Here is a 23,185-nt window from a genome sequence, read left to right as displayed (position 1 = left end):
ACCGATTCCGCGCCGCATCCGGCGATCGGCGGCCGGTCGGCCCCGCGGGAAGTGCCGCGCCGGGCGACGGCCCTGCCGAACCGCGGCAATCTTACCGAGGTCACACCCCGCCATGTCACACCCGGGACCCGCCCGGGGCAGCGGCGCGGCGTCGCGGCCCGCTCAGACCAACGGCCCGGGGCCCGATCCATGCCCGCCGCGGGAGGGCGTCGGCCGCTCAGGCGGTGCGCGCCAGCTCGACGAAGTACGCGTGCAGGCGCAGATCGCCCGTCAGCTCGGGGTGGAAGGAGGTGGCCAGCAGGTTGCCCTGCCGGACGGCCACGATCCGCTCGGCGGCCGGGCCGCCGGTCACCGTGCCGATCACCTCGACGGCCGGGCCGACCCGCTCGACCCACGGCGCGCGGATGAACACGGCGTGGAACGGGTCGCCCGCCACGCCGGTGATCTCCACGGGCGCCTCGAACGAGTCGACCTGCCGCCCGAACGCGTTGCGCCGTACCGTCATGTCGATGCCGGTGAAACCGCGCTGGTCGGCGCGGCCGTCCAGCACCTCGGCGGCCAACATGATCATGCCCGCGCAGGAGCCGTAGACGGGCATGCCGTCGGCGATCCGCTTGTCGATCGGCTCGCGCATCTCGAAGATGTCGACGAGCTTGCTGATGGTGGTGGACTCGCCGCCGGGGATCACCAGACCGTCGACCGCGTCCAGCTCGCCCGGACGGCGGACCGGACGGGCGTCCGCACCCGCCGCGGTCAGCGCCGCGACGTGCTCGCGGACGTCACCCTGCAGCGCGAGAACGCCGATGGTGGGTGGGTGCATCCTCACCAGCCGCGCTCGGCCAGGCGGTGCGGCTGGGGAATCTCGTCGACGTTGATGCCGACCATCGCCTCACCCAGACCACGGGAGACCTTCGCCAGCACGTCCGGATCGTCGTGGAAGGTGGTGGCCTTGACGATCGCGGCGGCCCGCTGCGCCGGGTTGCCGGCCTTGAAGATGCCGGAGCCGACGAAGACGCCCTCCGCGCCGAGCTGCATCATCATCGCGGCGTCGGCCGGCGTGGCGATCCCACCGGCGGTGAACAGCACGACCGGCAGCTTGCTGCTCTCGGCGACCTCCTTGACCAGCTCGTACGGCGCCTGCAACTCCTTGGCCGCCACGTACAGCTCGTCGGCCGGCAGCGACGACAGCCGGCGGATCTCCTGGCGGATCCTGCGCATGTGGGTGGTGGCGTTCGAGACGTCACCGGTGCCCGCCTCGCCCTTGGAGCGGATCATGGCCGCGCCCTCGGTGATCCGGCGCAGCGCCTCGCCCAGGTTGGTCGCGCCGCAGACGAAGGGCACCGTGAACGCCCACTTGTCGATGTGGTTCGCGTAGTCGGCCGGGGTCAGCACCTCGGACTCGTCGACGTAGTCCACGCCCAGCGACTGGAGGATCTGCGCCTCGACGAAGTGCCCGATGCGGGCCTTGGCCATCACCGGGATCGAGACCGCCGAGATGATGCCGTCGATCATGTCGGGGTCGCTCATCCGGGACACCCCGCCCTGCGCGCGGATGTCGGCGGGCACCCGCTCCAACGCCATCACCGCGACCGCGCCGGCGTCCTCGGCGATCTTGGCCTGCTCGGCGTTGACGACGTCCATGATCACGCCGCCCTTGAGCATCTCGGCCATGCCCCGCTTCACGCGGGCCGTGCCTACGACGGGGGCGGTACCGGTGGTCGATGCGGTGGTGTCGGACACGGATCGGCGCTCCTAGAACGTGCGGCGGGCGGTGGCAGCGAAAATGCTACGCACGGCGCAACGCCGCTTCGACAGCCAATCAGGCCCCCGGTGGCCTGCTCTGTGGCCCCGCTCACGGTCCGCCGGCACCGCTTTCGACCTGGTCAGCCCGCCGGTACGTCCGCCGGCACGACGAGGGTCGGGTCGTCGATGTCGAAGTAGCGCGGCCACTGGCGACCCCGCCCCATCCGCAACAACCGCACCAGCGGACGACTACGCGCCGACCGGGCGTCCCGGACCAGGTCGGTGTGCACCTGCCGGGACAACGCGAGCCGGCGGCTCGCCGCGATGACCGCCGTGCAGTCCGCGTCGGCCGGGTCCAACCGCACCGTGCGGAGCTGCCGGGTCAGGTCGTTCTCCGCCGCCTCCCGCTCGTCCGGCGCGGCGTCGAGCGCGATCCGGGCCGCCGCGTACAGCTCGACGCCGAACCGCCGCTCCGCCAGCACCGCGGCGGCCGCGGCCCGGCGCAACAGGTGGGCGTCGAGGGCCCGCGCCGCGAGCTCCGCGCGGGACTGCAGCCGCTCGACCCGGCCGGCGGTCCAGATGAGGTACGCCGCAAGCACCCCCACGAGCACGCTCGCGGCCACCACCCACCACATGTGCGGCATCGTAGTGCTGCTCCGTTTCTCCTCCATCGCGCACGTCGCCGCTCGTCACCGGCGTCACCAGGCGCACCATCGGTCACTCCGGCTCAGCCCAGCCCCACCCATTCCTGGTCGATGACCCGTCCGTCGGTCGCCTCGATCGCCGCTGCGTATACCTCCAGAACACGGCGGGCAACCATGGGCCAGTCGAAATTCGCCACCACCTGATCACCGCAGGCCGTCAGCGCGGCCCGTGCTCCCGGATCGTCGAGCAACTCGGACAGGGCGTCGCGCAGCCCCACCGCGTCGCCGGTCGGGAACAACCGTCCCGCCCGCCCACCGTCGAGCACCCGGCGGAACGCGTCCAGGTCGCTCGCCACGACCGTGGTGCCGGCGGCCAACGCCTCGGTGAGGATCATCCCGAACGACTCGCCGCCGGTGTTCGGCGCCACGTACAGGTGCACGCTGCGCAGCATCCGCGCCTTGTCCGGCTCGGAGACCAGACCGAGGAACGTCACCCGCTCCCGCAGCTCGGCGGGGAACTGGTCGTAGAGGTCGTCCGGGTCACCCGGGCCGGCGACCAGCAGCCGCAGGCCCGGACGGGTCGCCGCCAACGCCACGAAGGCGTCCCGCAGCACCGGGAAGCCCTTGCGCGCCTCCGTGAACCGCCCCAGGAAACCCAGCGTGCCGCCGGTGCCCGGCCCGCACTCCCCCGGCCACTCCGGCAGCGGCTCGGCGTCGGCGAACTTCGCCACCGCCACCCCGTTGGGGATCTCCACCGCGCCGCCGTCCATGTGCTCGACCTGCACCTTTCGGGCCAGCGCGCTCACCGCGATCCGGGCGGTGATCCGCTCCAACACGATCTGCAGCACGCCCTGGGCGGCCGCCAGCACCCGCGAGCGGGTCATCGCCGTGTGGAAGGTGGCCACCACCGGCCCGCGCGCCGACAGCACCGCCAGCAGCGACAGGCTCAACGTCAGCGGCTCGTGCACGTGCAGCACGTCGAAGTCACCGTTGGTGAGCCAACGCCGGACCCGGGCCGTGGAGACCGGGCCGAACGCGATGCGGGCCACCGATCCGTTGTACGGCAGCGGCACCGCCCGACCGGCGGACACCACGTACTCGGGCAGGTCGGCGTCCTCGTCGGCCGGCGCGAGCACGCTGACCTCGTGCCCGAGGGTGATCAGCGTCTCGGCGAGGTCGACGACGTGGTTCTGCACGCCGCCGGGCACGTCGAAGGAGTACGGGCAGACGATACCGATCCGCATGCGTCAGCCACCCCCTTCAGGACCGACCCGAGGTCGACGCCGGCAGTTCCGTGCCCCCCGCGCCGCGCTGGTCCAGCCACATCCGCTGCAACATGTGCCAGTCTTGCGGATGCCGGGCGATACCCGCCGCCAGACGGTCGGCGATCATCTGGGTCAGCGACCGGACCCGCGCGTCCAGCGGCCCCGCCTCCGGGCCGGGCACCGGCAACGGGCCGGCGAGCGACGCGCACGCCCGGTCCTTCTCGTACCACATCGAGGCCACGTAGAGCGGCGCACCGGTGTGTATCGCGAGCAGCGCGGGGCCGGCGGGCATGCGCGTCTTCGCGCCGAAGAAGTCCACCTCGACGCCACGGGCCGACAGGTCCCGGTCGGCGAGCAGCGGCACGATCGCGCCCGAGCGCAGGCGGTCCAGCAGCACGTCGAACGCCGGACGCGGGCCGCCGTGGGTGGGCAGGATCTCCATCCCCAGCTTCCCGCGGAACGCCACGAAACGCTTGTAGAGCCCCTCCGGCTTGAGTCGCTCCATGACGGTGGTGATGGGCCAGCCGGTGGCCGCCACCCAGGCGCCCGCCGCGTCCCAGTTGCCGGCGTGCGGCAGCGCCACCACCGCGCCCCGGCCGGCGGCCACGTCGGCGGCCAGCAGTTCCGCGCCGTCGAGCCGGAACCCGGACAGGATCTGCGCCCGGCTCAACGACGGCAGGCGGAACGCCTCCATCCAGTACCGGGCGTACGAGCGCAGGCCACGCCGCACGAGGTCGTCCAGCTCGGCCTCGGGCACCTCCGGGCCGATGACTCGGCGCAGGTTGGCGCGCAGTCGAGTCGTACTCCCGCCGCCCTGGCGGTGCGCGCGGTCCGCGCCCTTCGCGAACGCCGCCGCCACCAGCGGCCGGGGCAGCGCGCGGACCAGCCGCCAGCCCGCGACGTAGCCCAGCTCGGTGAGGTTCACGCGGCCCGGCCGCCGGTCGCGCTCACGCCTGGCCGTCCGGCTGGAGCTGCTGGGCCTGGCGGTAGACGTGCGCCATGCGCTGCCCCACCGTGAAGATCGAGATGGCGGCCAGCAGCCAGAGCGCGATCTCCAACGCGGGCTTCACGCCCACGCCGGTGAGGATCCCGCCGACACCGACGATCAGGAGTCGCTCGGTGCGCTCGGCGATGCCCACGTTGCAGGTCATGCCCAGCCCCTCGGCACGCGCCTTCACGTACGAGACGAGCCCGCCGGCGGCCAGGCAGAGCAGCGCGGCCGCGACGCCCGAGTGGTCGCCCCGGGTGGCCAGCCAGTACGCGACCGCGCCGAAGACGGCGCTGTCGGCGACCCGGTCCATGCTTGAGTCGAGGAACGCGCCGAACCGGGTGGAGCCGCCGCTCATCCGGGCCATCGTCCCGTCGAGCAGGTCGGTCAACGCGAACAGAGTCACGATCAACGCGCCCGCGACCAGATGGCCGCGGGCACCGAAGCCGAGCGCGCCGACGAGCACACCAACGGTGCCCGCGACGGTGACGACATTGGGGGTGACGCCCGCGCGCAGCAGGGCGCGGGCAATCGGCTCGACGACGCGGGTCATCCCCGCGCGGGCCGACACTTGGAAGATCTTCGCCATGGCGGTCCCCACGATAACGGTCCGCGCAGCTCCGGCCATAACGCCGGTCCCGACGACCCGCCCGGGGCAGGCTTGTGCGTGTCCGGCAACGGGTGTGAGATCGAGCCGGGAGGTGAGCCAGCTCACCCGTCCGCCCGTTGATTTCTCACCGGGCAGCAGACCACCGGAGGATATCGCCGCGCACTCGCCCCGGGCCGCTTCCACCTCGCGCGGCGGTCGCCACCCACCACCGGCTGAGGGAGGTGCGCCCCATGGCGCAGAAACATCAGGACAGGGGGCCGCCGGCGGCACGCCGGTGGTGACCGAACCCGCGCGGGTTCGCAACGTGGCGCTCGTCGGGCACTCCGGGGCGGGCAAGACCACGCTCGTCGAGGCCCTGCTCGCCGCGACCGGCACGATCGGCCGGGCCGGCAACGTCGTCGACGGCACGACCGTGGGCGACCACGACCCCGCGGCCGTACGCCAGCAGCGCTCGGTGAGCCTGTCGTGCGCGCCCCTGCTGCACGACGGCATCAAGGTCAACCTGCTGGACACGCCCGGGTACGCCGACTTCGTGGGCGAGCTGCGTGCCGGTCTGCGGGCCGCCGACGCCGCGCTGTTCGTGGTCTCCGCCGCGGGCGGCATGGACGCGGCCACCGTCGCCCTGTGGGAGGAGTGCGCGTCGGTCGACATGCCGCGTGCCGTCGCGGTGACCCGCCTGGACGCGCCGCGCGCCGACTTCGACGAGACGGTCGCGCTCTGCCAGCGGGTCTTCGGCGACAACGTGATGCCCCTCTACCTGCCGATGCTCGGCGACGACGGCATCTCCACCGAGGGCCTGCTCGGGTTGATCACCCGCCGGGTCTTCGACTACACCGCCGGGCTGCCCGCCGACGTCCGCGACCCGGACCCGGAGCACCAGCGGGCCATCGACGAGTCCCGCGACGAGCTGATCGAGGGGATCATCGCCGAGAGCGAGGACGAGACCCTCATGGACCGCTACCTCGACGGCGAGGAGATCAGCACCGAGGTGCTCGTCGACGACCTGGAGAAGGCCGTCGCCCGGGGCCACTTCTACCCGGCGGTGCCGGTCTGCGCCGAGACCGGCGTCGGCCTGGACGCGCTGCTGGAGTTGCTGACCGCGGCGTTCCCGTCACCGCTGGAGCACGAGCTGCCGGCGGTCACCGGGGTGGACGGCTCGCCCCGCCCGCCGCTGACCTGCGATCCGAACGGCCCGCTCGTGGCCGAGGTCGTCAAGACCACCGTCGACCGGCACGTCGGCCGCGTCTCGCTGGTCCGGGTCTTCTCCGGCACGCTGCGTCCCGACGACACGGTGCACGTCTGCGGGCACGGCATGGCCGAGCGCGGGCATCCCGACCACGACGCCGACGAGCGGGTCGGGCACCTCTACACGCCGCTGGGCGCCACCCTGCGCGAGGTGCCGCACTGCGTGGCCGGCGACATCTGCGCGATCACCAAGTCGCCCAGCGCGGAGACCGGCGACACGGTGTCGGCCAAGGACGACCCGCTGCTGATCGCGCCGTGGGAGATGCCGGAGCCGCTGCTGCCGGTGGCGATCGTCGCCCGCAGCCGCGCCGACGAGGACGCCCTCGCCCGCAACCTCGCCCGGCTGGTCGCCGGCGACCCCACGCTGCGGCTGGACCGCAACCCGGAGACCCACCAACTGGTGCTCTGGTGCATGGGTGAGGCGCACGCGGACGTCCTGCTGGACCGGCTGCGCTCCGGGGGCGTCGAGCTGGACACCGAACCGGTGCGGGTGTCGCTGCGCGAGACGCTGACCGCCCCCGCGCGGGGGCACGGCCGGCACGTCAAGCAGTCCGGCGGCCACGGCCAGTACGCGGTCTGCGACATCGAGGTCGAGCCACTCCCCCGGGGCGCCGGCTTCGAGTTCGTCGACCGGGTCGTCGGCGGCGCCGTCCCGCACAACTACATCCCCTCGGTGGAGAAGGGCGTCCGCGCCCAGCTGGAACGCGGACTGGTCGCCGGCCACCCGGTGGTCGACCTGCGGGTCACCCTGGTCGACGGCAAGGCGCACAGCGTCGACTCCTCCGACGCGGCCTTCCAGACCGCCGGAGCGCTGGCGCTGCGTGACGCGGCCGAGCACGGCCAGCCGGCCCTCCTGGAGCCCATCGACGAGGTGACCATCCGGGTGCCGGACGGCTCGGTGGGCGCCGTACTGGGCGACCTGTCCGGCCGGCGCGGCCGGGTGCTCGGCACCGAGCCGGACCCGGACGCCGACGGCCGCACCCTGGTCCGCGCCGAGGTGCCGGCCCTGGAACTGCTGCGCTACGCCGTGGAGCTGCGCTCGATGACCGCTGGCACCGGCACCTTCCGCCGCCACTTCGTCCGCCACGACCCCATGCCCACCCACCTGGCCGACCAGACCCGCAAAGAACAAACCCCCTAACCCCCGTTCTCGCTGACCCCGCATATCCGGCTGGCCCCGTCGCCCGCGCTCCGTCCCTGACCGGCTGCCGGCGGCGGGCGAGCCGTCGCGCGCGGGCGAAGGGGCACCTTAGGTGTGCGCGTCCTGTCGAGCTGCCCCATTTTCGGGGCACCGCAGAGGAGGAGGACGACCGAATAAGAGCGCTTCCGCGCGCACATGGCGGGTGGACCGCGGCGGGACGAGAGAGCTGTTCGGTTGTTCCATATCTGGGGCAGCTCGACAGGACGACACCAGCACAGGGCCGGGCCGACACAAGACCAGGCCAGCACAAGACCAGACCGGCACAAGACCAGACCGGCACAGGGCCAGGCTGGCGCGGGCCGTCACGACGCCGCAGGCGACGGCACGTGGGGGCACGCCGCGAAGGCTGGACAGGCGTGCGCTCTGGGCGCGGCGAATTGCGGTTACGGGTGGGTTTGGGGGTGGGTGGGGCGGGGCCAGTGGGGGCGGTCGGCGTCGCGGAGGGCCGCCGTGCGTAGGGCGGCTAGTTGGCGTTCCACTTCGACGAACTGCTGCGCCGGTAGCGGGCCGCGGTGCAGTGCCGCCGCGTTCTCCTCGACCTGGGCGACCGTACGGCAACCCGGGATCGGGATGGCCCGCCCGCTGCGGGCCCAGATCCAGCCCAGCGCGCCCTGGGCGAGGGTACGACCGTCGGCGGTCAGCGCGGCACGGACCGCGCCGACCCGGCGCAGCCACTCCGGCGCCGGCCGGCCACCGCGGAACCACTCCAGCCAGCCCGGCGTCAACCCGCGTACGTCGTCGCGGGGCAGCGTGGACGCGGCCGTGTACTTGCCGGTGAGCAGTCCCATCCCGAGGGGTCCCTGGTCGATGCTGGCCAGGTCGTACTTGTCGCAGACGGCGAGCACCTCGGGGGCGTCGCGCAGCACCGACAGGGCGTGCTGCACGGCGGCGGCGCCCGGGGCGGCCGGCCCGAGCGCGGCGGCCCGGTCGGCGCGGTCGGTGCTCCACCCGTACGCCCGGATCAGGCCCTCGGCGACGAGGTCCTCGCAGACGGCGAAGAGGGCCTCCGCCCGGTGCACGGGCAGGTCGGCCAGGTGGAGCTGGTAGAGGTCGATCCGGTCGGTGCCCAACCGGCGCAGCGAGGCGGTGACGGCCCGCCGCAGGTACGCCGGTGACGCGTCCTCCCCGGTGGCCTGCCGGGTCGCCTCGTCGAACGTGTAGCCCCACTTGGTGGCGATCACGGCGTCGTCCCGGTGGCCGGCGAGCGCCCGGCCCAGCAACCGCTCGCCGTGCCCCGCGCCGTACGTGTCGGCGGTGTCGAAGAGGGTCACGCCCAGCTCGAGCGCGCGGCGTACGGCCCGCACCGACTCGTCGTCGTCGACCGCGCCCCAACCCAGCGGCTGACTGCCCTCCGCCCAGGGGCCGGCGATCGCCCAGCACCCCATGCCGAGGGCGCTGACCTCGATGCCGCTGCGCCCCAACATCCGTGTCGTGACTGCCATCGGCCGATCGTGCCACCTCTACCGGGCCGGGGCGTAGCAACCACCGACGCGGAAACGCGGTACCCGCGTGGCGAGGGTGTACGGCATGATCGTCGCCATGCGGCGGCTGGGCGTGGACATCGGCGGGGTGCTCATCGAGCCGGCCGACGACGACGCCGACACCTCCTTCTTCGGCGCGCACTACCTCCGTACGCCCATGGTCGACGGCGCGTTCGACGCGCTCGCGGCGCTCGGGCCGGCGTTCGACGAGGTGCACCTGGTCTCCAAGTGCGGCGAGTCCATCGAGCGGCGGACCCTCCAGTGGTTGGCGCACCACGACTTCACGGCCCACACCGGGATCCCGGTCGAGCGGATGCACTTCTGCCGGACCCGTCCGGACAAGGCGCCGATCGCCCGGCGGCTCGGCTTGACCCACTTCGTGGACGACAAGCTGGAGGTGCTGGGCTACCTCGACTCGGTGCCGCACCGGTTCCTGTTCCGACCCCGCCCGGCGCAGGTCGCCGCGTACGCCGCGCTGCTGCCGCTCGTACACCGGGTGGAGAGCTGGCCGGAGCTGGTGCCGCTGCTGCGCGCCGACTAGCCGGACCGGCGCGGACGCCGCGCGGGCGGCACGGTCAGGACGGCCAGGCGCGGGCGAACAGGTCGCGGGTGTCGTGCAGCAGCTGCGGCAGCACCTTGGTGCGGCCGATCACCGGCATGAAGTTCGCGTCGCCGCCCCAGCGCGGCACCACGTGCTGGTGCAGGTGGGCGGCGATGCCGGCGCCGGCGACGCCGCCCTGGTTCATGCCCAGGTTGAAGCCGTGCGCGTTGCTCACCTTGCGGATCACCCGCATGGCGGTCTGCGTGTAGGACGCAAGCTCGACGGTCTCCGCCTCGTCGAGGTCGGTGTAGTCGGCGACGTGCCGGTACGGGCAGACCAGCAGGTGCCCCGGGTTGTACGGGTAGAGGTTGAGCACGACGAAGACGCGCTCGCCGCGGGCCACCACGAGGCTCTCCTCGGCGGGCAGCCCGGGGGCGAGACAGAACGGGCAGCCGGTCGGCTTCTCGTAGCCCTCGGCGGGGCGGTCCTCACCCGAGATGTAGGTCATCCGGTGCGGCGTCCAGAGCCGTTCCAGGCCGTCCGCCATGCCGCCGCTGTCCGTGTGTCGTTCCGCCCCTGTCACGAGCCGATCCTACGGAGCCGGGCCGGCGGGCCGCGACACCCGTGACCGGAAACTCGCTGCTGCAACTTCTTGACGGAGTCGAGACTCAGCCGTGAAACTTCCATTCATTCATTTCATTAGATCGATGGATGGAGAGCTTCATGATCCGTCAGCTCGGCAGGATCCTCGCGGCGCTCGCGCTGGCCGCCGTCACCACGGTGACCGGGGTCACCCTCACCTCCAGCGCCGCGCACGCCGACGGCTGCTACACCTGGGGTCGCACGCTGTCCCAGGGGATGTCCGGCGAGGACGTCCGGCAACTGCAGATCCGCGTCGCCGGCTACCCCGGTTACGCCGCCGTGCTCACCATCGACGGCGCGTTCGGCCCGGCCACCCGGTCGGCGGTGATCCGCTTCCAGCAGGCGTACGGGCTGGGCGCGGACGGGATCGCCGGCCCGAACACCTTCAACCGGCTCTACGCGCTCCAGGACGACGACTGCACACCCGTCAACTTCAGCTATGCCGAGCTGAACAACTGCAACAGCACCTGGTCCGGCGGGGCCGTCTCGGCGAGCACCGCCCGCGCCAACGCGCTCGTCTCCATGTGGAAGCTCCAGGCGCTGCGGCACGCCCTCGGCGACGTACCCATCGCGATCAGCAGCAGCTTCCGCAGCTACGCCTGCAACAGCGCGGTCGGCGGGGCGTCGAACAGCCGGCACCTGTACGGCGACGCGGTCGACCTGGTCGGCTCACCGTCGTTCTGCCGGCTTGCCCAGCAGGCCCGCTACCACGGCTTCGGCCAGATCCTCGGCCCCGGCTACCCGGACCACAACGACCACACCCACGTGGCGGCGGTCGGCGGTTGGTCAGCGCCGAACTGCGGCATCTGACCCGATCGCTCGGGCCGCCGCCCGGGGCGATGATCGCGCTCGAACATGGAAGTAGTGGCCTCCCTGGAGCGGGAGGCCACTACATCCTGGATCGAGCACGATCATGACGCGCAGCGCGCGACAAGCGGGCGCTACTGCGCAGCGGCGGAAGGGCCGATGTTGGTACGGGAGGTGACCACGTCCAGGATGTGGTTCACCGCCTCGGCGGTCGGCACGCCGTTGCGCTGCGAGCCGTCGCGGTAGCGGAAGGAGACCGTGCCGGCGGCCACGTCGTCGTCACCGGCGATCACCATGAACGGGATCTTCTGCTGCTGCGCCGTACGGATCTTCTTCTGCATCCGGTCGTCGCCCGCGTCCACCTGGGCCCGGATCCCCTCGGCCCGCAGCGCCGCGACGAAGCCGTGCAGGTAGTCGGTGTGGTCCTCACGGATCGGGATGCCAACCACCTGAACCGGGGCCAGCCAGGCCGGGAACGCGCCCGCGTAGTGCTCGGTGAGCACCCCGAAGAACCGCTCGATCGACCCGAACAGCGCCCGGTGGATCATCACCGGCCGCTGCCGGCTGCCGTCGGCGGCCTGGTACTCCAACCCGAAGCGCTCCGGCTGGTTGAAGTCGACCTGAAGGGTGGACAACTGCCACGTCCGGCCGATCGCGTCCCGCGCCTGCACCGAGATCTTCGGCCCGTAGAACGCCGCGCCACCCGGGTCGGGCACCAGGTCGAGGCCGGAGGTCTCGGCGGCGGTCCGCAGCGCCTCGGTGGCCTCCGCCCAGTCCTCGTCGGCGCCGATGAACTTGGGCGAGTCGTCCCGGGTCGACAGCTCCAGGTAGAAGTCGTCCAGGCCGTAGTCGCGCAGCAGGTCGAGCACGAAGCTCAGCAGCGTGGTCAGCTCGCCGGCCATCTGCTCACGGGTGCAGTAGATGTGCGAGTCGTCCTGGGTCAGACCACGGACCCGGGTGAGGCCGTGCACGACGCCGGACTTCTCGTACCGGTAGACCGTGCCGAACTCGAACATCCGCAGCGGCAGCTCCCGGTACGACCGCCCGCGCGACCTGAAGATCAGGTTGTGCATCGGGCAGTTCATCGCCTTGAGGTAGTAGTCCGCGCCCTCCAACTGCATGGGCGGGAACATGGTGTCCGCGTAGTACGGCAGGTGACCGGAGGTGTGGAACAGCTGCGCCTTGGTGATGTGCGGGGTGTTGACGAACTCGTACCCCGCCTCCTCGTGCCGCCGCCGCGAGTACTGCTCCATCTCCCGACGGATGATGCCGCCCTTGGGGTGGAAGACCGCCAGGCCCGAGCCGATCTCGTCGGGGAAGCTGAACAGGTCCAGGTCCGCGCCGAGCTTGCGGTGGTCGCGCCGGGCGGCCTCCTCCAACAGCTTCAGGTACGCCTTCAGCTCGTCGCGGGTCGGCCACGCGGTGCCGTACACCCGCTGGAGCTGGGGGTTCTTCTCCGACCCGCGCCAGTACGCGGCGGCCGAGCGCATCAGCTTGAACGCGCCGATCAGGCGGGTGGTCGGCAGGTGCGGGCCCCGACACAGGTCCGACCAGCAGACCTTGTCCTCCTTGGCGTCGAGGTTGTCGTAGATGGTCAGCTCGCCGCCGCCCACCTCCATCACCTCGTCGGTGTCCAGGCCCTCGCCCTTGACCTCGATCAACTCCAGCTTGAACGGCTCGTCGGCCAGTTCGGCGCGCGCCTCGTCGAGGCTGCCGAAGCGGCGGCGACGGAACCGCTGCCCGGACTTGATGATCTCCTGCATGCGCTTCTCGAGCTTGCTGAGGTCATCGGGCTGGAACGGCTTGTCGACGTCGAAGTCGTAGTAGAAGCCGTTCTCGATCGGCGGCCCGATGCCCAGCTTGGCCTCGGGGAAGACGTCCTGCACGGCCTGGGCGAGCACGTGCGCGGTGGAGTGCCGCAGCACGTTGAGCCCGTCCGGCGAGTCCAGGCTGACCGGCTCGACGGTCGTGTCCTCGGCCGGCGCCCAGTCCAGGTCGCGGAGCTGGCCCTGCGGATCGCGGACCACGACGATCGCCTTGGGGCCGTTCGCGGGCAGTCCGGCCGCGGCCACCGCGTCGGCCGCCGTCGTCCCGGCGGCGACGACGACGGGGTCGGCCACGGCGGGGGTACGGGGTGCGGACACGGTGACTCCTCCAAGCAGTACGAAACGGTGCCGGCAGTCGGCTCCTGCCGATGCTATCGGGTAAGGAAGGGCACTTTAGTAACGCCTCCGGTAGAGCAAGGTGCCCTTCCTAACGGTCGGCGTTGAACCTTTCGCGCCTCGAATCCGAACTAGGTGGTGTGGCCGGAAACCGGTGCCGGTCGCGCCGAGACGGATGGGGGCACGAGATGGCGAGCACGCACGGCGGTGGCCGCCCGGGGCGGATCGCGGCGGTGACCGCGCTGACCGCGGCCGGGCTGCTGCTCTGGCCCGCTGCGGCGGCGCAGGCCGCGGACGTGACGACCACCCCGACGGAGGCACGGCAGGGCGACGCCGTACGGCTGGAGTTCAGCGTGCCCGAGGAGCGCGCCGGCACGACGACCAAGCAGGTCGAGATCCGGTTGCCGGCCGACGCGCCGGTGGCCGAGGTCTACCCGATGTCGGTCGACGGCTGGGCGCCCCGGATCGACTCCAAGACCCTGGACAAGCCGGTGGCCGGCATCCACTCCTCCGGAGTGAGCACCGTGACCACGGCGGTGACGTGGGTCCGCGTCGGTGAGGGTGCGACCGGCCCGGCCAAGCTGGCCCTGTCCATGGGCCCGTTGCCGCAGGCCGAGCGGCTCACGTTCGAGGTCGTCCAGACGTACGCCGACGGCACCGTGGTCAAGTGGGCCGACGCCGCCGGGGCGCACCGTGCGCCGGTGCTGACGCTGCTGCCGGCGGTCCCGGGCGCCGCCGGACCGGCCGCGCACGGCGGCCACGGCGCGCCCGCGGCCGGCGGACCCGCCGCCGGGGACAGTGGTGTGAATCCCGCACCGGTCGGCCGGGAGGGCGACGAGGAATCCGGCAACGCCGACGGGATGCTGGCCGCCGGACTGCTGGCCGGGTTGGGCGGCGGCGCGGCGATCGGCTGGGTGGTCAGTCGCTGGCGTCGACGCGACCCGGACCAGGCCGAGGCGCTCGCCGAGGTGACCGGCAGCGCCGACGAGCCACCTTCCCTCGCCGAGGTCACCGGCCGCGCGGACGAGCCACCTTCCTCGCCGAGATCACCGACCGCGCGAACGAGCCGGTGAAGCCGACCGGGACGACCAGCCGCGCGGGCGAGCGGGCGACGCCGGCCGAGGCCGCCACCCCGGCCGAGCCGGTGTCCGCCTCCCGCTGATCCACTCGGCTTCCTGCAAACCACGGCATCCGAGCCGCGCGGACAGCCCGATTTCCGGGAGCCCGAGTCGATCAAGCCCGGCACGACCTGGCCGGCACGACCTGGCCGGCACGACCTGGCCGGCACGACCTGGCGCGGCACGGCCGGCGCGGCGCGGCCGGCGCGGCCTGCCCGGCACGGCGCGGCCTGCCCGGCACGGCACGGCGCGGCCGGCACGGCGCGGCCTGCCCGGCCGGCGGGACCAGGGCCGTCAGGGCAGCCAGGCGGGTAGCGGCTCGCGGGCGGCGAGCCACGCGTCGGGGACGCCGCCCGGGGTACCGACCCCGGTGTACGCCGCCACCACCGCCCCCGCGATGGCGGCCGTGGTGTCCACGTCGCCGCCGGCGCGTACGCAGGTCCGGATGGCCGCCGGGTAGTCGTCGAGGTGGGTGGCGGCCACCCAGAGCGTGAACGCGACGGTGTCCTGGGCGGTCACCCGGGCGCCGTTGCCGAGCGCGGCCACCACGCGGGACAGCGGGCGGCCGAGCAGTCCGACGGCGGCGTGTACGCCACGGTGCACCTCGGTGCCCGCGTCGACCACGGCGGCGACCCCGGCGAGGAGCCGGGCCGGGGCCGGTCGGTGGCCGTCGAGGCGGGCCCGGGCGGCGAGGGCGGCGGCCACCGCCACGGCGACCGCGCCGGCGATCCCCTCGGGGTGCGCGTGGGTCACCTCGGCCGAGGCGCGGGCCTGCGCGGCCGCGCGGGCCGTGGAGTCGGCGAAGTACGCGCCCAGCGGACCCACCCGCATGGCTGCCCCGTTTCCGCAGGAGCCCTGCCCGTCGAAGGCGGACGCGGCGGCCACCGGCCACGGGGTGCCGCTGCGGATCAACCGCAGGATCAGCATCGCGCCCGCGCCGTAGCCGCGTCGCGCGTCGCAGCGCTCGGCGAACGCCAGCGCCAGCCGGTCCCGGTCGATGGTGCCCGCCGCGGCCAGTTCGGCGACGACCGAGCAGGCCATCTCGGTGTCGTCGGTCCAGGACCACGGTGCCGGTGGCAGGCTGCCCGCGCCGGGAGCGGCCAGGCCCGACGGGCCGGCCCACGCCTCGGGCACGTCGTCGCCGGGAACGACGGCCGTGGCCGGCGGGGCGTACCGCTCGCCGAGCGCGTCACCGGTGGACAGGCCGGCGAGACTGTCCCGGGCGAGCGCCAGCCGGGCGTCGGCGAACAGGGTGAAGGACATCGTCGTACCAGCTTGCCCGCTTCCCGGGTACGTCGCAACGCGATCAACTTGCCAGGCCAAGTACCGTCTTGTCGTGGCCTCCGTGCTCCTGGTCGAAGACGATCACGTCGTACGCGGCGCGATGCTGCGGTCCCTCGCTGACCGTGGGCACGCCGTGCACGCCGTGGGCACCGCCCTGGACGCGCTGCGACGGGTCGCCGCGGAGACGCCCGACCTGGTGGTGTTGGACCTGGGCCTGCCCGATCTGGATGGCTCGGACGCGCTGCGGATGCTGCGCGGCATCACCGACATCCCGATCATCATCGCCACCGCCCGCGACGACGAGCAGTCGGTGGTCAAGCTGCTGCGCGCCGGGGCCGACGACTACATGGTCAAGCCGTTCACGGGCGCGCACCTGGACGCCCGCATCACCACGGTCCTGCGGCGCGCCGGACGGGCCAGCCGGACGGTGCAGCCGGCGGTGCACACCGTCGGCGGGCTGCGGGTTGACGTCGGTGAGCGCAGCGCCCATCTCGACGGGGAGCCACTGGCGCTGACCCGTAAGGAATTCGACCTGCTGGCGTATCTCGCCGCGCGACCCGGGCGGGTAGTGTCCCGCCGGGAACTCTTGGAGGAGGTATGGCGGCAGCCATCGGTCGGCGAGGATCAGACCATCGACGTACACCTGTACTGGCTTCGCCGAAAGATGGGCGAGTCCGCGGCGAAGCCGCGCTACCTGCGCACCGTGCGGGGGGTCGGGTTCCGGCTGGTGGCACCGGACTGAGGACCGCGCTGGCCCTGCTCACGGCCGGCATGTGCAGCCTCGTCGCGCTCGCGTTCCTGATCCCGCTCGGGTTGAGCCTGCGGGGGCAGACGCAGGACGAGGCGATCGCCGACGCGGCCCGACGCAGCGCGCTGGTCACCGGCGCGTTGGCGGTGAGCACGGATCGCGCGGTGGTCGAACGGGCCGTCGTGGCCAGCGGCGACGACAGTGCGGTGCGGCCGGTGGTGTACGGGTTGGGGCTGGACGAGTCCGCGGGCCGCGCCGGTGGCGCCGACCTGGACCGGGCCCGCGCCGACCGCCGCTCGCTGGTCACCGACGTCGACGGCGGGGTGGTCCGGCTCGACCCGGTGGTTCTCGGCGACCGGACGGCCGTGGTCGAGGTGTTCGTACCGGACTCGACGTTGGGCGAGGGCGCCGGTGGCACCTGGTTGCTGCTGTTCGCGGTGGGCGCGGCGATGGTCGGCGCGGCGGTGTTGGTGGTCGACCGGGTGGCCGCCCGGGCGGTGGATGCCACCCAGGGACTGGTCAAGGCCACGCTGGCCGTCGGTGACGGCGACCTGAGCGTCCGCGTGGATCCGACCGGCCCCCGCGAGCTGGCGGAGGCCGGATACGCCTTCAACCGGATGGCCGAGCGGCTGGACGCGGCCCGCACGGACGAGCGCGAGTTGGTGGCCGACCTGTCGCACCGGCTGCGCACGCCGTTGACCGTGCTCCGGCTCGACGCGGAGGCGCTGGAGTCCGACGACACGAGCGTGGGCTCGTTCAGCCCGGCGGAGCTGGACCGGCTGCGGGGTATCCGGCGCATCCGGCAGGCGATCGTCACCCTGGAGGGCGAGATCGACGTGCTGATCAAGACCACCCGCAAGGCGGTGGCGCACGAGGCCGGCCCGGCCATGTGCGACGTCAGCGAGGTGGTCCGGGACCGGATGGTGTTCTGGGCGGCGCTGGCCGGTGACCAGAACCGGCCGCACCGGGTCACCGGCGCCCAGCTGCGCATCCCCGCGCCCGTGCCGCGGGCCGAGCTGGCCGCCGCGTTGGACGCGGTGATCGGCAACGTCTTCCGCTACACGCCGCAGGGTACGGCGTTCGAGGTGGCCGTGTCCCGCCGCGACGGGTACGTGGCGATCCGGATCGACGACGCCGGCCCGGGTATCGCCAACCCTGATCGGGCGCTGCGGCGGGGCGCCAGCGACCAGGGCTCGACCGGGCTCGGCCTGGACATCGCCAAGCGGGTGGCGTTGCAGGCGAACGGCTCGGTCAGCATCGACCGGGCCCGGCTGGGCGGCGCCAGCGTGGTGATGCTGCTCGCCGACCCGGACGCCACGCCTCGGCAGGTCAACCGGTTCGGCCTGGTGGGTCGGATGGCCCGCGACGCCCGGGATCAGAAGACCAGCGGTCGTCGCTGGCCCCGCCAGCGCCCCACCGACGACTGAGCGTCCACCGGCGGGCGGAGACCGCCCGACCGACGACTGAGCACTGTCGACCGACGGCCGAGGCCCGCCCGGCCGATCGGTTGACGGGCGCGCTCCGATCGGCCGGGCGGGCCGGGGCTGTGCGGTGGCACAAGTCTTCCTTAGATCAAGGTTAACGAGCGCGGTCAGACGCTTGCGGGCTGACAGGATCAGTGCACGAACCCACCAGTTCCACCGGCCAGCGCACCGCGCACCCACCGGCCGGTGGAGCCGTGCGCGCGGCGGGAGTTTCAGGTCCCCCCACACCCACGCTCCCGCCGCGCGCCCCGCTCACCCCTACCTCAGGCGGCGTCGGCCACGTACGCGTCGATCTCCTCGATGATCCGCTGCTTGCCGGCCGGGTCGAGGAAGGACGCGGTCACCGCGTTGCGGGCCAGCGCGGCCAGCTCCCCCGGGCCCGCACCGAGCAGTCGGGCCGCCACCGCGTACTCGTTGTTGAGGGTGGTGCCGAACATCGGCGGGTCGTCGGAGTTGATGGTGACCAGCAGGCCGGCCTCGACCAGCCGGGGCAGCGGGTGCTCGTCGAGGTTGGCCACGGCCCGGGTCCGCACGTTCGAGGTCGGGCAGATCTCCATCCCGATCTGCCGTTCGGCGAGGTAGGTGAGCAGTTCCGGGTCCTGTGCGGCGGAGATGCCGTGCCCGATCCGCTCCGCGCCCAGCTCGTGCAGGGCGTCCCAGATGGTCTGCGGGCCGGTGGTCTCGCCGGCGTGCGGCACCGAGCGCAGGCCGGCGGCGCGGGCCTGGTCGAAGTAGGGCCGGAACTGCGGCCGGGGTACGCCGATCTCCGGGCCGCCCAGACCGAAGCTGATCAGCGAGTCCGGCCGCTCGTCGAGGGCGATCCGCAGCGTCTCCTCGGCGGCCGGCAGGCCGGCCTCGCCGGGGATGTCGAAGCACCAGCGCAGGTCGAGGCCGAAGTCGGCGGCGGCGCGCTTGCGGGCGTCCTCGATCGCCTCGCAGAACGCGGGCGCGGGAATGCCCCGCCGCACGTGCGAGTACGGGGTGATGGTCAGCTCGGCGTACCGGACGTGCTGGCGGGCCAGCTCCCGGGCCACCTCGTGGGTGAGGAGCCAGACGTCCTCCGGGTCCCGGATGAGGTCGACGACGCTCAGGTAGACCTCGATGAAGTGCGCGAAGTCGCGGAACTCGAAGTAGCTGGCGAGCGCGTCCGGGTCGGCCGGGACGGGGGTGTTGCCCTCGTGGCGGGCGGCCAGCTCGGCGACGATCCGGGGCGAGGCGGAGCCGACGTGGTGCACGTGCAGCTCCGCCTTGGGCAGACCGGCGATGAAGGTGGTCAGATCGGTCACGGGTTCTCCTGTGCGGGGGCGCCGGTACGGGCGACGACGAAGACACGGCGGAACGGAAAGGACACCTGACCGTGCCGGACCGGGTAGGCGGCGCTGAGGCGTACCCCCAGCTCGGCCCGGAAGGCCGACCAGCCGGCGGCGTCCAGCGCGGCCCGGACGGGTCGCAGCGCGGTGCCCTCCATCCAGGCCAGTACGGGGTGGTCGGCGGCGGGATCGGCCGGCAGCAGGTGCACGTAGGTAGTCTCCCAGGCGTCCACCGCGCAGCCGGCGGTGGTCAGCAGGTCCGCGTAGTCGGCCGGATCGTCGACGGGGTCGGCCCGCTGGAGCGGGGCCAGCTCGGCCCGCCAGGCCGGGAGACCGGCGACCTCGCGCAGCGCCCGGTGTGACGGGGCGTCGAAGTTGCCGGGGACCTGCATGGCGAGCCAGGCGCCGGCGGGCAGCTCGACGGCCCAGCGGCGCAGCAGCTCCTGGTGGCCGGGCACCCACTGCAGCGCGGCGCTGGTCGTCACCACGTCCTCGTCACCGGTTGGACGCCAGTCGCGCAGGTCGGCGACGGCGAACTCGACCGGGGTCGGCAGGGCCCGCGCACGGTCGATCATCTCGGGGGCCGAGTCGAGGCCGACGACGCGGGCGTCCGGCCAGCGTTCGGCCAGGATGGCGGTGAGGTGGCCGGGACCGCAGCCGAGGTCGACCACCGCCCGCGGCCGGGCGGCGGGGATCCGGTTGAGCAGGTCGTGAAAGGGGCGGGAGCGCTCGTCGGAGTAGCGCAGGTACGTCGTCGGATCCCACATCGCAACCTCCAAACCGTACGTCCGTCTTGTTGACGGTACGACTCGCGTGGCAGCCCGGCAACCCGATCACTAGGCTCGGGGCATGGAACAGCGCAGCTTCAACCGGCTCGGCCGGACCGTCGGGGTCGTCGGCCTGGGCGCCTGGCAGCTCGGCGCCGACTGGGGAACGGTCAGCGAGGCCGACGCCATGGCCGTGCTCACCGCCGCCGTGGACGCCGGAGTCACCTTCCTGGACACCGCCGACGTGTACGGCGACGGCCGCAGCGAGCAGCTGATCGGCCGCTTCCTGCGCTCCCGGCCGGACACCGGGCTGACCGTCGCCACCAAGATGGGCCGGCGCGTCGAGCAGCGGCCCGAGGCGTACACCATGGCCAACTTCCGGCAGTGGACCGACCGGTCCCGGGCCAACCTCGGGATGGACACCCTGGACCTGGTCCAACTGCACTGCCCGCCGACCGCCGTCTTCGCCGACGACGCGGTCTTCGACGCCCTGGACACCCTCGTCGCGGAGAAGGCCATCGCGGGGTACGGCGTCAGCGTGGAGACCTGCGACCAGGCGCTGACGGCCATCGCCCGGCCCGGCGTGGCCAGCGTCCAGATCATCCTCAACGCCGTCCGGCACAAGCCGCTGGAGCAGGTGCTGCCGGCGGCCGCCGAGGCCGGCGTCGGGATCATCGCCCGGGTGCCGCTGGCCAGCGGCCTGCTCTCCGGCCGGTACGACGAGCACACCGAGTTCCCCGCCGACGACCACCGCAACTACAACCGGCACGGTGCGGCGTTCGACGTGGGCGAGACGTTCTCCGGCGTGGACTACGCGCAGGGGCTCGCCGCCGTACGCCGGCTCGCGCCGCTTGTCGACGCCGACCGCACCATGGCGCAGTTCGCGCTGCGGTGGGTGCTGGACCAGGCCGGCGTCACCGTCGTCATCCCGGGCGCGCGCGACGCCGAGCAGGCGCGGCGCAACGCCGCCGCGGCGGACCTGCCGCCACTGGAGGCCGCCCAGCTGGCCGGCGTACGCGAGGTCTACGACGAGCTGATCCGCCCGCAGGTGCACGACCGGTGGTGAGCCGCCGACCCCGGGTGCTCGCGTCGCGCCTCCGAGACGACGATGCTGGACGCCCGGGGCGGCGTACCGCCCGATCCGGCGAGGAGGGTGCGCGATGAGGGGTTGGCTGACACTCACCCTCGGCCTGCTGGCCGTGGTGATCGGTGCGATGTGGACGGTGCAGGGCCTCGGCTACGTCAGCGGCAGCCCGATGACCGACGAGACGCTCTGGGTGGTGGTGGGCCCGATCGTGGCCGCCGCCGGGCTGGTGGCGCTCTGGCTGGGACTGCGTTCGCGACGCCGCCTCTGAGCTTGGTCGCTCACGCGAGCGGCTGAGCGGTGGACGTGGAAAGCCCCGCATCCCGGCACGGGATACGGGGCTTCACTTCAACGAGCCCTGACCGGCGGGGGCCGGCCAGATGTGTCAGAGGGGACGGACCTGCTCGGCCTGCGGGCCCTTCTGACCCTGGGCGATCTCGAACTCCACCCGCTGGTTCTCCTCCAGCGTGCGGTAGCCGCTGGTCTGGATGGCCGAGAAGTGGACGAACACGTCAGCACCCCCGCCGTCGACGGTGATGAAGCCGAAGCCCTTGTCAGCGTTGAACCACTTCACGGTTCCCTGCGCCATGTGTATCTCCTTCTAAAACTGGCGGCCGTGCACGCCGTGCGGCCGATTGGCCGTTTTCGAGCAGCGGCGTCTGAGGCGGCCCCCGCGAAGGAGACTTCTCTCAACCCACGCCATCTCGCAACAGCGTGGAACAGCAAATCACGTACGCAAAAAGTCTGCACGACCTGTCCGACGAATTTCTCCGACATGTGACCTGACGGATGGCTCAGGTCGCTGGGCGGCGTTGCGACTCGTGCGAAAGGCCCCCTTCCCGTCGATGGGGAAGGGGGCCTGACATCTATGCGTCGGTCAGTCCGGCCAGTGGCCGGTCATCCGGCGGACGCCGACCGCCCCGCCCCGGTCCACGGCGGCACGGACCACCGCGAAGATGGCCCCCTGCAACGCCGCGGCAGCCAGGATCTCGCCCCAACCACGGTCCTCGTCGGTGGCGTTCGGCGCCTCGCCGTCGCCCGCCGTGACCTTCCAGACCTGCCGGAAGATCGCGCCGGCCACCGTACCCGCGGCGATACCCAACAACACGCCGACCGGCCGGTACGCGACCTTGCCGATGCTCCTGCTCACCTACGCCTCCCCCGCACGATCATCAGCACCACCACGGTGGCCACCGCGCTGGCGGCGATCGCCGCCCACGGCACCGGGTTACGTCGAACCAGCTCGCTCTTCTCGCGGACCAGGCCGCCCTTGTCGTACGCCTGGGCGCGGGCCATCCCGGCGCCGCGCGCGGCCTGCCCGCGGACCCGGGCCACGGTCTGCGCCGCCTGCTCGCGCATCCGCTCCTTCGCCTGATCGGCGGACTCCTTCAGGCGGGCCTTGACGTCCGCCTTGGCGGCCAAGGCCTCCATGGTCTCGCCCAGCTGCACCCGGGTACGGCGGATCTCCTCGCGCAGGGCCTCGGTGTCGCCCGTTCCGTTGCCCGTCATGCCCGTCCCCTGTCCTTCACGGCGGCGGCCACGGTGTCCACGTCGGCACGGAGGCTGCGGACCGTCGCCGCCGGCACCGGTGGGACCGCACGACTGACCTGCTTCTTGCCCACCAGCGCGAGGATGCCGGCCACCAGGAAGAGCGCCACCGCCACGATCAGCGCGGCGGCCCAGGCGGGCAGCACCAGATCCAGCAGCAGGATGGCGGTGACGACGAGCGCGCCCAGGCCGTAGAACGCCAGCGCGCCGCCGCCGCCGAACAGGCCGATCCCGATGCCGGCGTGCTTGCCCTTCTGGGTCAACTCCGCCCGGGCCAGCGCCAGTTCGTCCCGTACCAGACGGGATACCTGTTCGGTGGCCCGCTGCACCAGCTCGGCGGTGGAGGGCTCGCTCCCATTACGGGATGTGCGGGCATTCGCCACGTCAGCCATGCTGTCCTCCTTTCCTCATCACCGCGCTGTATGCCCGGAGTCGCCGCCCGCCAATCCTAAATCCCGAGGTGCGGCGCACCGACGTCGTTGTCCGGATGCCGCGCCGACAAGCTGAGTGGGT

General features: G+C 72.9%; 23 protein-coding genes and 1 pseudogene. 8 read left to right on the top strand and 16 right to left on the bottom strand.

Translation table 11 applies throughout. From position 1 onward, the window contains the following. Positions 1–217: 217 nt before the first annotated feature. From pdxT to pgsA, 6 genes are all read right to left on the bottom strand, one after another. On the bottom strand, positions 218–820 hold the full coding sequence (pdxT, locus tag ACQP0N_RS11995) for a pyridoxal 5'-phosphate synthase glutaminase subunit PdxT (protein WP_433119990.1): 603 nt from the start codon (positions 818–820) through the stop codon (positions 218–220). 2 nt (positions 821–822) lie between these two features. Beyond that, positions 823–1,671: a pyridoxal 5'-phosphate synthase lyase subunit PdxS gene (gene pdxS, locus ACQP0N_RS11990; protein ID WP_433121582.1), complete on the bottom strand. Its 849-nt coding sequence runs from the start codon at positions 1,669–1,671 to the stop codon at positions 823–825. 212 nt (positions 1,672–1,883) lie between these two features. Next, positions 1,884–2,387, bottom strand: coding sequence for a hypothetical protein (locus ACQP0N_RS11985; protein WP_355053458.1), 504 nt, complete (start codon positions 2,385–2,387; stop codon positions 1,884–1,886). Between the two features lie 83 nt (positions 2,388–2,470). Beyond that, the gene (locus ACQP0N_RS11980) at positions 2,471–3,631 is read right to left on the bottom strand and encodes a glycosyltransferase family 4 protein (RefSeq protein WP_355053457.1); all 1,161 of its coding nucleotides are present in this window, start codon (positions 3,629–3,631) and stop codon (positions 2,471–2,473) included. 16 nt (positions 3,632–3,647) lie between these two features. Next, on the bottom strand, positions 3,648–4,577 hold the full coding sequence (locus tag ACQP0N_RS11975) for a phosphatidylinositol mannoside acyltransferase (RefSeq protein ID WP_433119987.1): 930 nt from the start codon (positions 4,575–4,577) through the stop codon (positions 3,648–3,650). Positions 4,578–4,599: 22 nt separating this feature from the next. Continuing rightward, positions 4,600–5,229 (bottom strand): phosphatidylinositol phosphate synthase, encoded by a 630-nt coding sequence (gene pgsA / locus ACQP0N_RS11970; protein ID WP_355053455.1) that lies wholly within the window; start codon positions 5,227–5,229, stop codon positions 4,600–4,602. Between the two features lie 251 nt (positions 5,230–5,480). Here pgsA and ACQP0N_RS11965 point away from each other — a divergent pair. Continuing rightward, positions 5,481–7,636, top strand: a pseudogene (locus ACQP0N_RS11965) (elongation factor G-like protein EF-G2). Positions 7,637–8,079: 443 nt separating this feature from the next. On the opposite strand, the gene ACQP0N_RS11960 reads toward ACQP0N_RS11965, so the two are convergent. After that, the gene (locus tag ACQP0N_RS11960) at positions 8,080–9,138 is read right to left on the bottom strand and encodes an aldo/keto reductase (RefSeq protein WP_433119984.1); all 1,059 of its coding nucleotides are present in this window, start codon (positions 9,136–9,138) and stop codon (positions 8,080–8,082) included. 85 nt (positions 9,139–9,223) lie between these two features. Here ACQP0N_RS11960 and ACQP0N_RS11955 point away from each other — a divergent pair, with 85 nt between their 5' ends. Then, positions 9,224–9,718, top strand: coding sequence for a hypothetical protein (locus ACQP0N_RS11955; RefSeq protein ID WP_433119982.1), 495 nt, complete (start codon positions 9,224–9,226; stop codon positions 9,716–9,718). A 34-nt stretch (positions 9,719–9,752) separates the two neighbouring features. Here the strand turns inward: ACQP0N_RS11955 and ACQP0N_RS11950 are convergent, their stop codons facing one another. Further along, positions 9,753–10,265 carry an HIT family protein gene (locus ACQP0N_RS11950; protein WP_433121580.1) on the bottom strand — a complete coding sequence of 171 codons (513 nt, stop codon included), beginning with the start codon at positions 10,263–10,265 and terminating at the stop codon, positions 9,753–9,755. Between the two features lie 176 nt (positions 10,266–10,441). On the opposite strand from ACQP0N_RS11950, the gene ACQP0N_RS11945 reads away from it, so the two are divergent. Further along, positions 10,442–11,170, top strand: a complete 729-nt coding sequence (locus tag ACQP0N_RS11945; RefSeq protein WP_433119980.1) for a D-Ala-D-Ala carboxypeptidase family metallohydrolase — start codon at positions 10,442–10,444, stop codon at positions 11,168–11,170. Positions 11,171–11,301: 131 nt separating this feature from the next. Here ACQP0N_RS11945 and thrS read toward each other — a convergent pair whose 3' ends face one another. Beyond that, the gene (thrS, locus tag ACQP0N_RS11940; protein WP_433119978.1) at positions 11,302–13,311 is read right to left on the bottom strand and encodes a threonine--tRNA ligase; all 2,010 of its coding nucleotides are present in this window, start codon (positions 13,309–13,311) and stop codon (positions 11,302–11,304) included. A 206-nt stretch (positions 13,312–13,517) separates the two neighbouring features. Between thrS and ACQP0N_RS11935 the strand changes: the two genes are divergently transcribed. Next, positions 13,518–14,402 (top strand): DUF1775 domain-containing protein, encoded by an 885-nt coding sequence (locus ACQP0N_RS11935; RefSeq protein ID WP_433119976.1) that lies wholly within the window; start codon positions 13,518–13,520, stop codon positions 14,400–14,402. Between the two features lie 339 nt (positions 14,403–14,741). Here the strand turns inward: ACQP0N_RS11935 and ACQP0N_RS11930 are convergent, their stop codons facing one another. Further along, entirely contained in the window at positions 14,742–15,710 is a 969-nt protein-coding gene (locus ACQP0N_RS11930) for an ADP-ribosylglycohydrolase family protein (RefSeq protein WP_433119974.1), read from the bottom strand. Between the two features lie 73 nt (positions 15,711–15,783). Between ACQP0N_RS11930 and ACQP0N_RS11925 the strand changes: the two genes are divergently transcribed. Both ACQP0N_RS11925 and ACQP0N_RS11920 read left to right on the top strand, forming a co-directional pair. After that, entirely contained in the window at positions 15,784–16,473 is a 690-nt protein-coding gene (locus tag ACQP0N_RS11925; protein ID WP_074318485.1) for a response regulator transcription factor, read from the top strand. Positions 16,474–16,502: 29 nt separating this feature from the next. Next, a complete protein-coding gene (locus tag ACQP0N_RS11920; RefSeq protein WP_433119972.1) occupies positions 16,503–17,906 on the top strand; it encodes an ATP-binding protein in 1,404 nt (467 codons plus the stop codon). A 320-nt stretch (positions 17,907–18,226) separates the two neighbouring features. On the opposite strand, the gene ACQP0N_RS11915 is transcribed toward ACQP0N_RS11920, so the two are convergent. Both ACQP0N_RS11915 and ACQP0N_RS11910 read right to left on the bottom strand, forming a co-directional pair. After that, positions 18,227–19,249: an adenosine deaminase gene (locus ACQP0N_RS11915; protein ID WP_433119970.1), complete on the bottom strand. Its 1,023-nt coding sequence runs from the start codon at positions 19,247–19,249 to the stop codon at positions 18,227–18,229. Continuing rightward, entirely contained in the window at positions 19,246–20,040 is a 795-nt protein-coding gene (locus ACQP0N_RS11910) for a trans-aconitate 2-methyltransferase (protein WP_433119968.1), read from the bottom strand. Before ACQP0N_RS11910 ends, ACQP0N_RS11915 begins: the two co-directional genes overlap by 4 nt. An 82-nt stretch (positions 20,041–20,122) precedes the next feature. On the opposite strand from ACQP0N_RS11910, the gene ACQP0N_RS11905 reads away from it, so the two are divergent. After that, positions 20,123–21,106 carry an aldo/keto reductase gene (locus ACQP0N_RS11905; RefSeq protein WP_433119966.1) on the top strand — a complete coding sequence of 328 codons (984 nt, stop codon included), beginning with the start codon at positions 20,123–20,125 and terminating at the stop codon, positions 21,104–21,106. Positions 21,107–21,200: 94 nt separating this feature from the next. Then, complete coding sequence (locus tag ACQP0N_RS11900; protein WP_355053391.1) at positions 21,201–21,395, top strand: hypothetical protein; 195 nt, start codon at positions 21,201–21,203, stop codon at positions 21,393–21,395. Positions 21,396–21,509: 114 nt separating this feature from the next. Here ACQP0N_RS11900 and ACQP0N_RS11895 read toward each other — a convergent pair whose 3' ends face one another. The 4 genes from ACQP0N_RS11895 to ACQP0N_RS11880 all read right to left on the bottom strand — a co-directional run bounded on the left by ACQP0N_RS11895 (position 21,510) and on the right by ACQP0N_RS11880 (position 23,064). After that, positions 21,510–21,713 carry a cold-shock protein gene (locus ACQP0N_RS11895; protein ID WP_011905669.1) on the bottom strand — a complete coding sequence of 68 codons (204 nt, stop codon included), beginning with the start codon at positions 21,711–21,713 and terminating at the stop codon, positions 21,510–21,512. Positions 21,714–22,001: 288 nt separating this feature from the next. Beyond that, the gene (locus ACQP0N_RS11890) at positions 22,002–22,274 is read right to left on the bottom strand and encodes a DUF4235 domain-containing protein (protein WP_007458126.1); all 273 of its coding nucleotides are present in this window, start codon (positions 22,272–22,274) and stop codon (positions 22,002–22,004) included. Then, positions 22,271–22,633 (bottom strand): DUF3618 domain-containing protein, encoded by a 363-nt coding sequence (locus tag ACQP0N_RS11885; RefSeq protein ID WP_433119963.1) that lies wholly within the window; start codon positions 22,631–22,633, stop codon positions 22,271–22,273. Before ACQP0N_RS11885 ends, ACQP0N_RS11890 begins: the two co-directional genes overlap by 4 nt. Further along, on the bottom strand, positions 22,630–23,064 hold the full coding sequence (locus tag ACQP0N_RS11880; protein ID WP_355053394.1) for a phage holin family protein: 435 nt from the start codon (positions 23,062–23,064) through the stop codon (positions 22,630–22,632). The genes ACQP0N_RS11885 and ACQP0N_RS11880 overlap by 4 nt, the downstream gene beginning before the upstream one ends. Between the last annotated feature and the right edge of the window lie 121 nt (positions 23,065–23,185).

The organism is Micromonospora sp. CA-246542, assembly GCF_050942905.1.
In the GTDB taxonomy this organism is placed as follows: domain Bacteria; phylum Actinomycetota; class Actinomycetes; order Mycobacteriales; family Micromonosporaceae; genus Micromonospora.
This window is presented reverse-complemented; position numbering and strand designations above follow the sequence as displayed.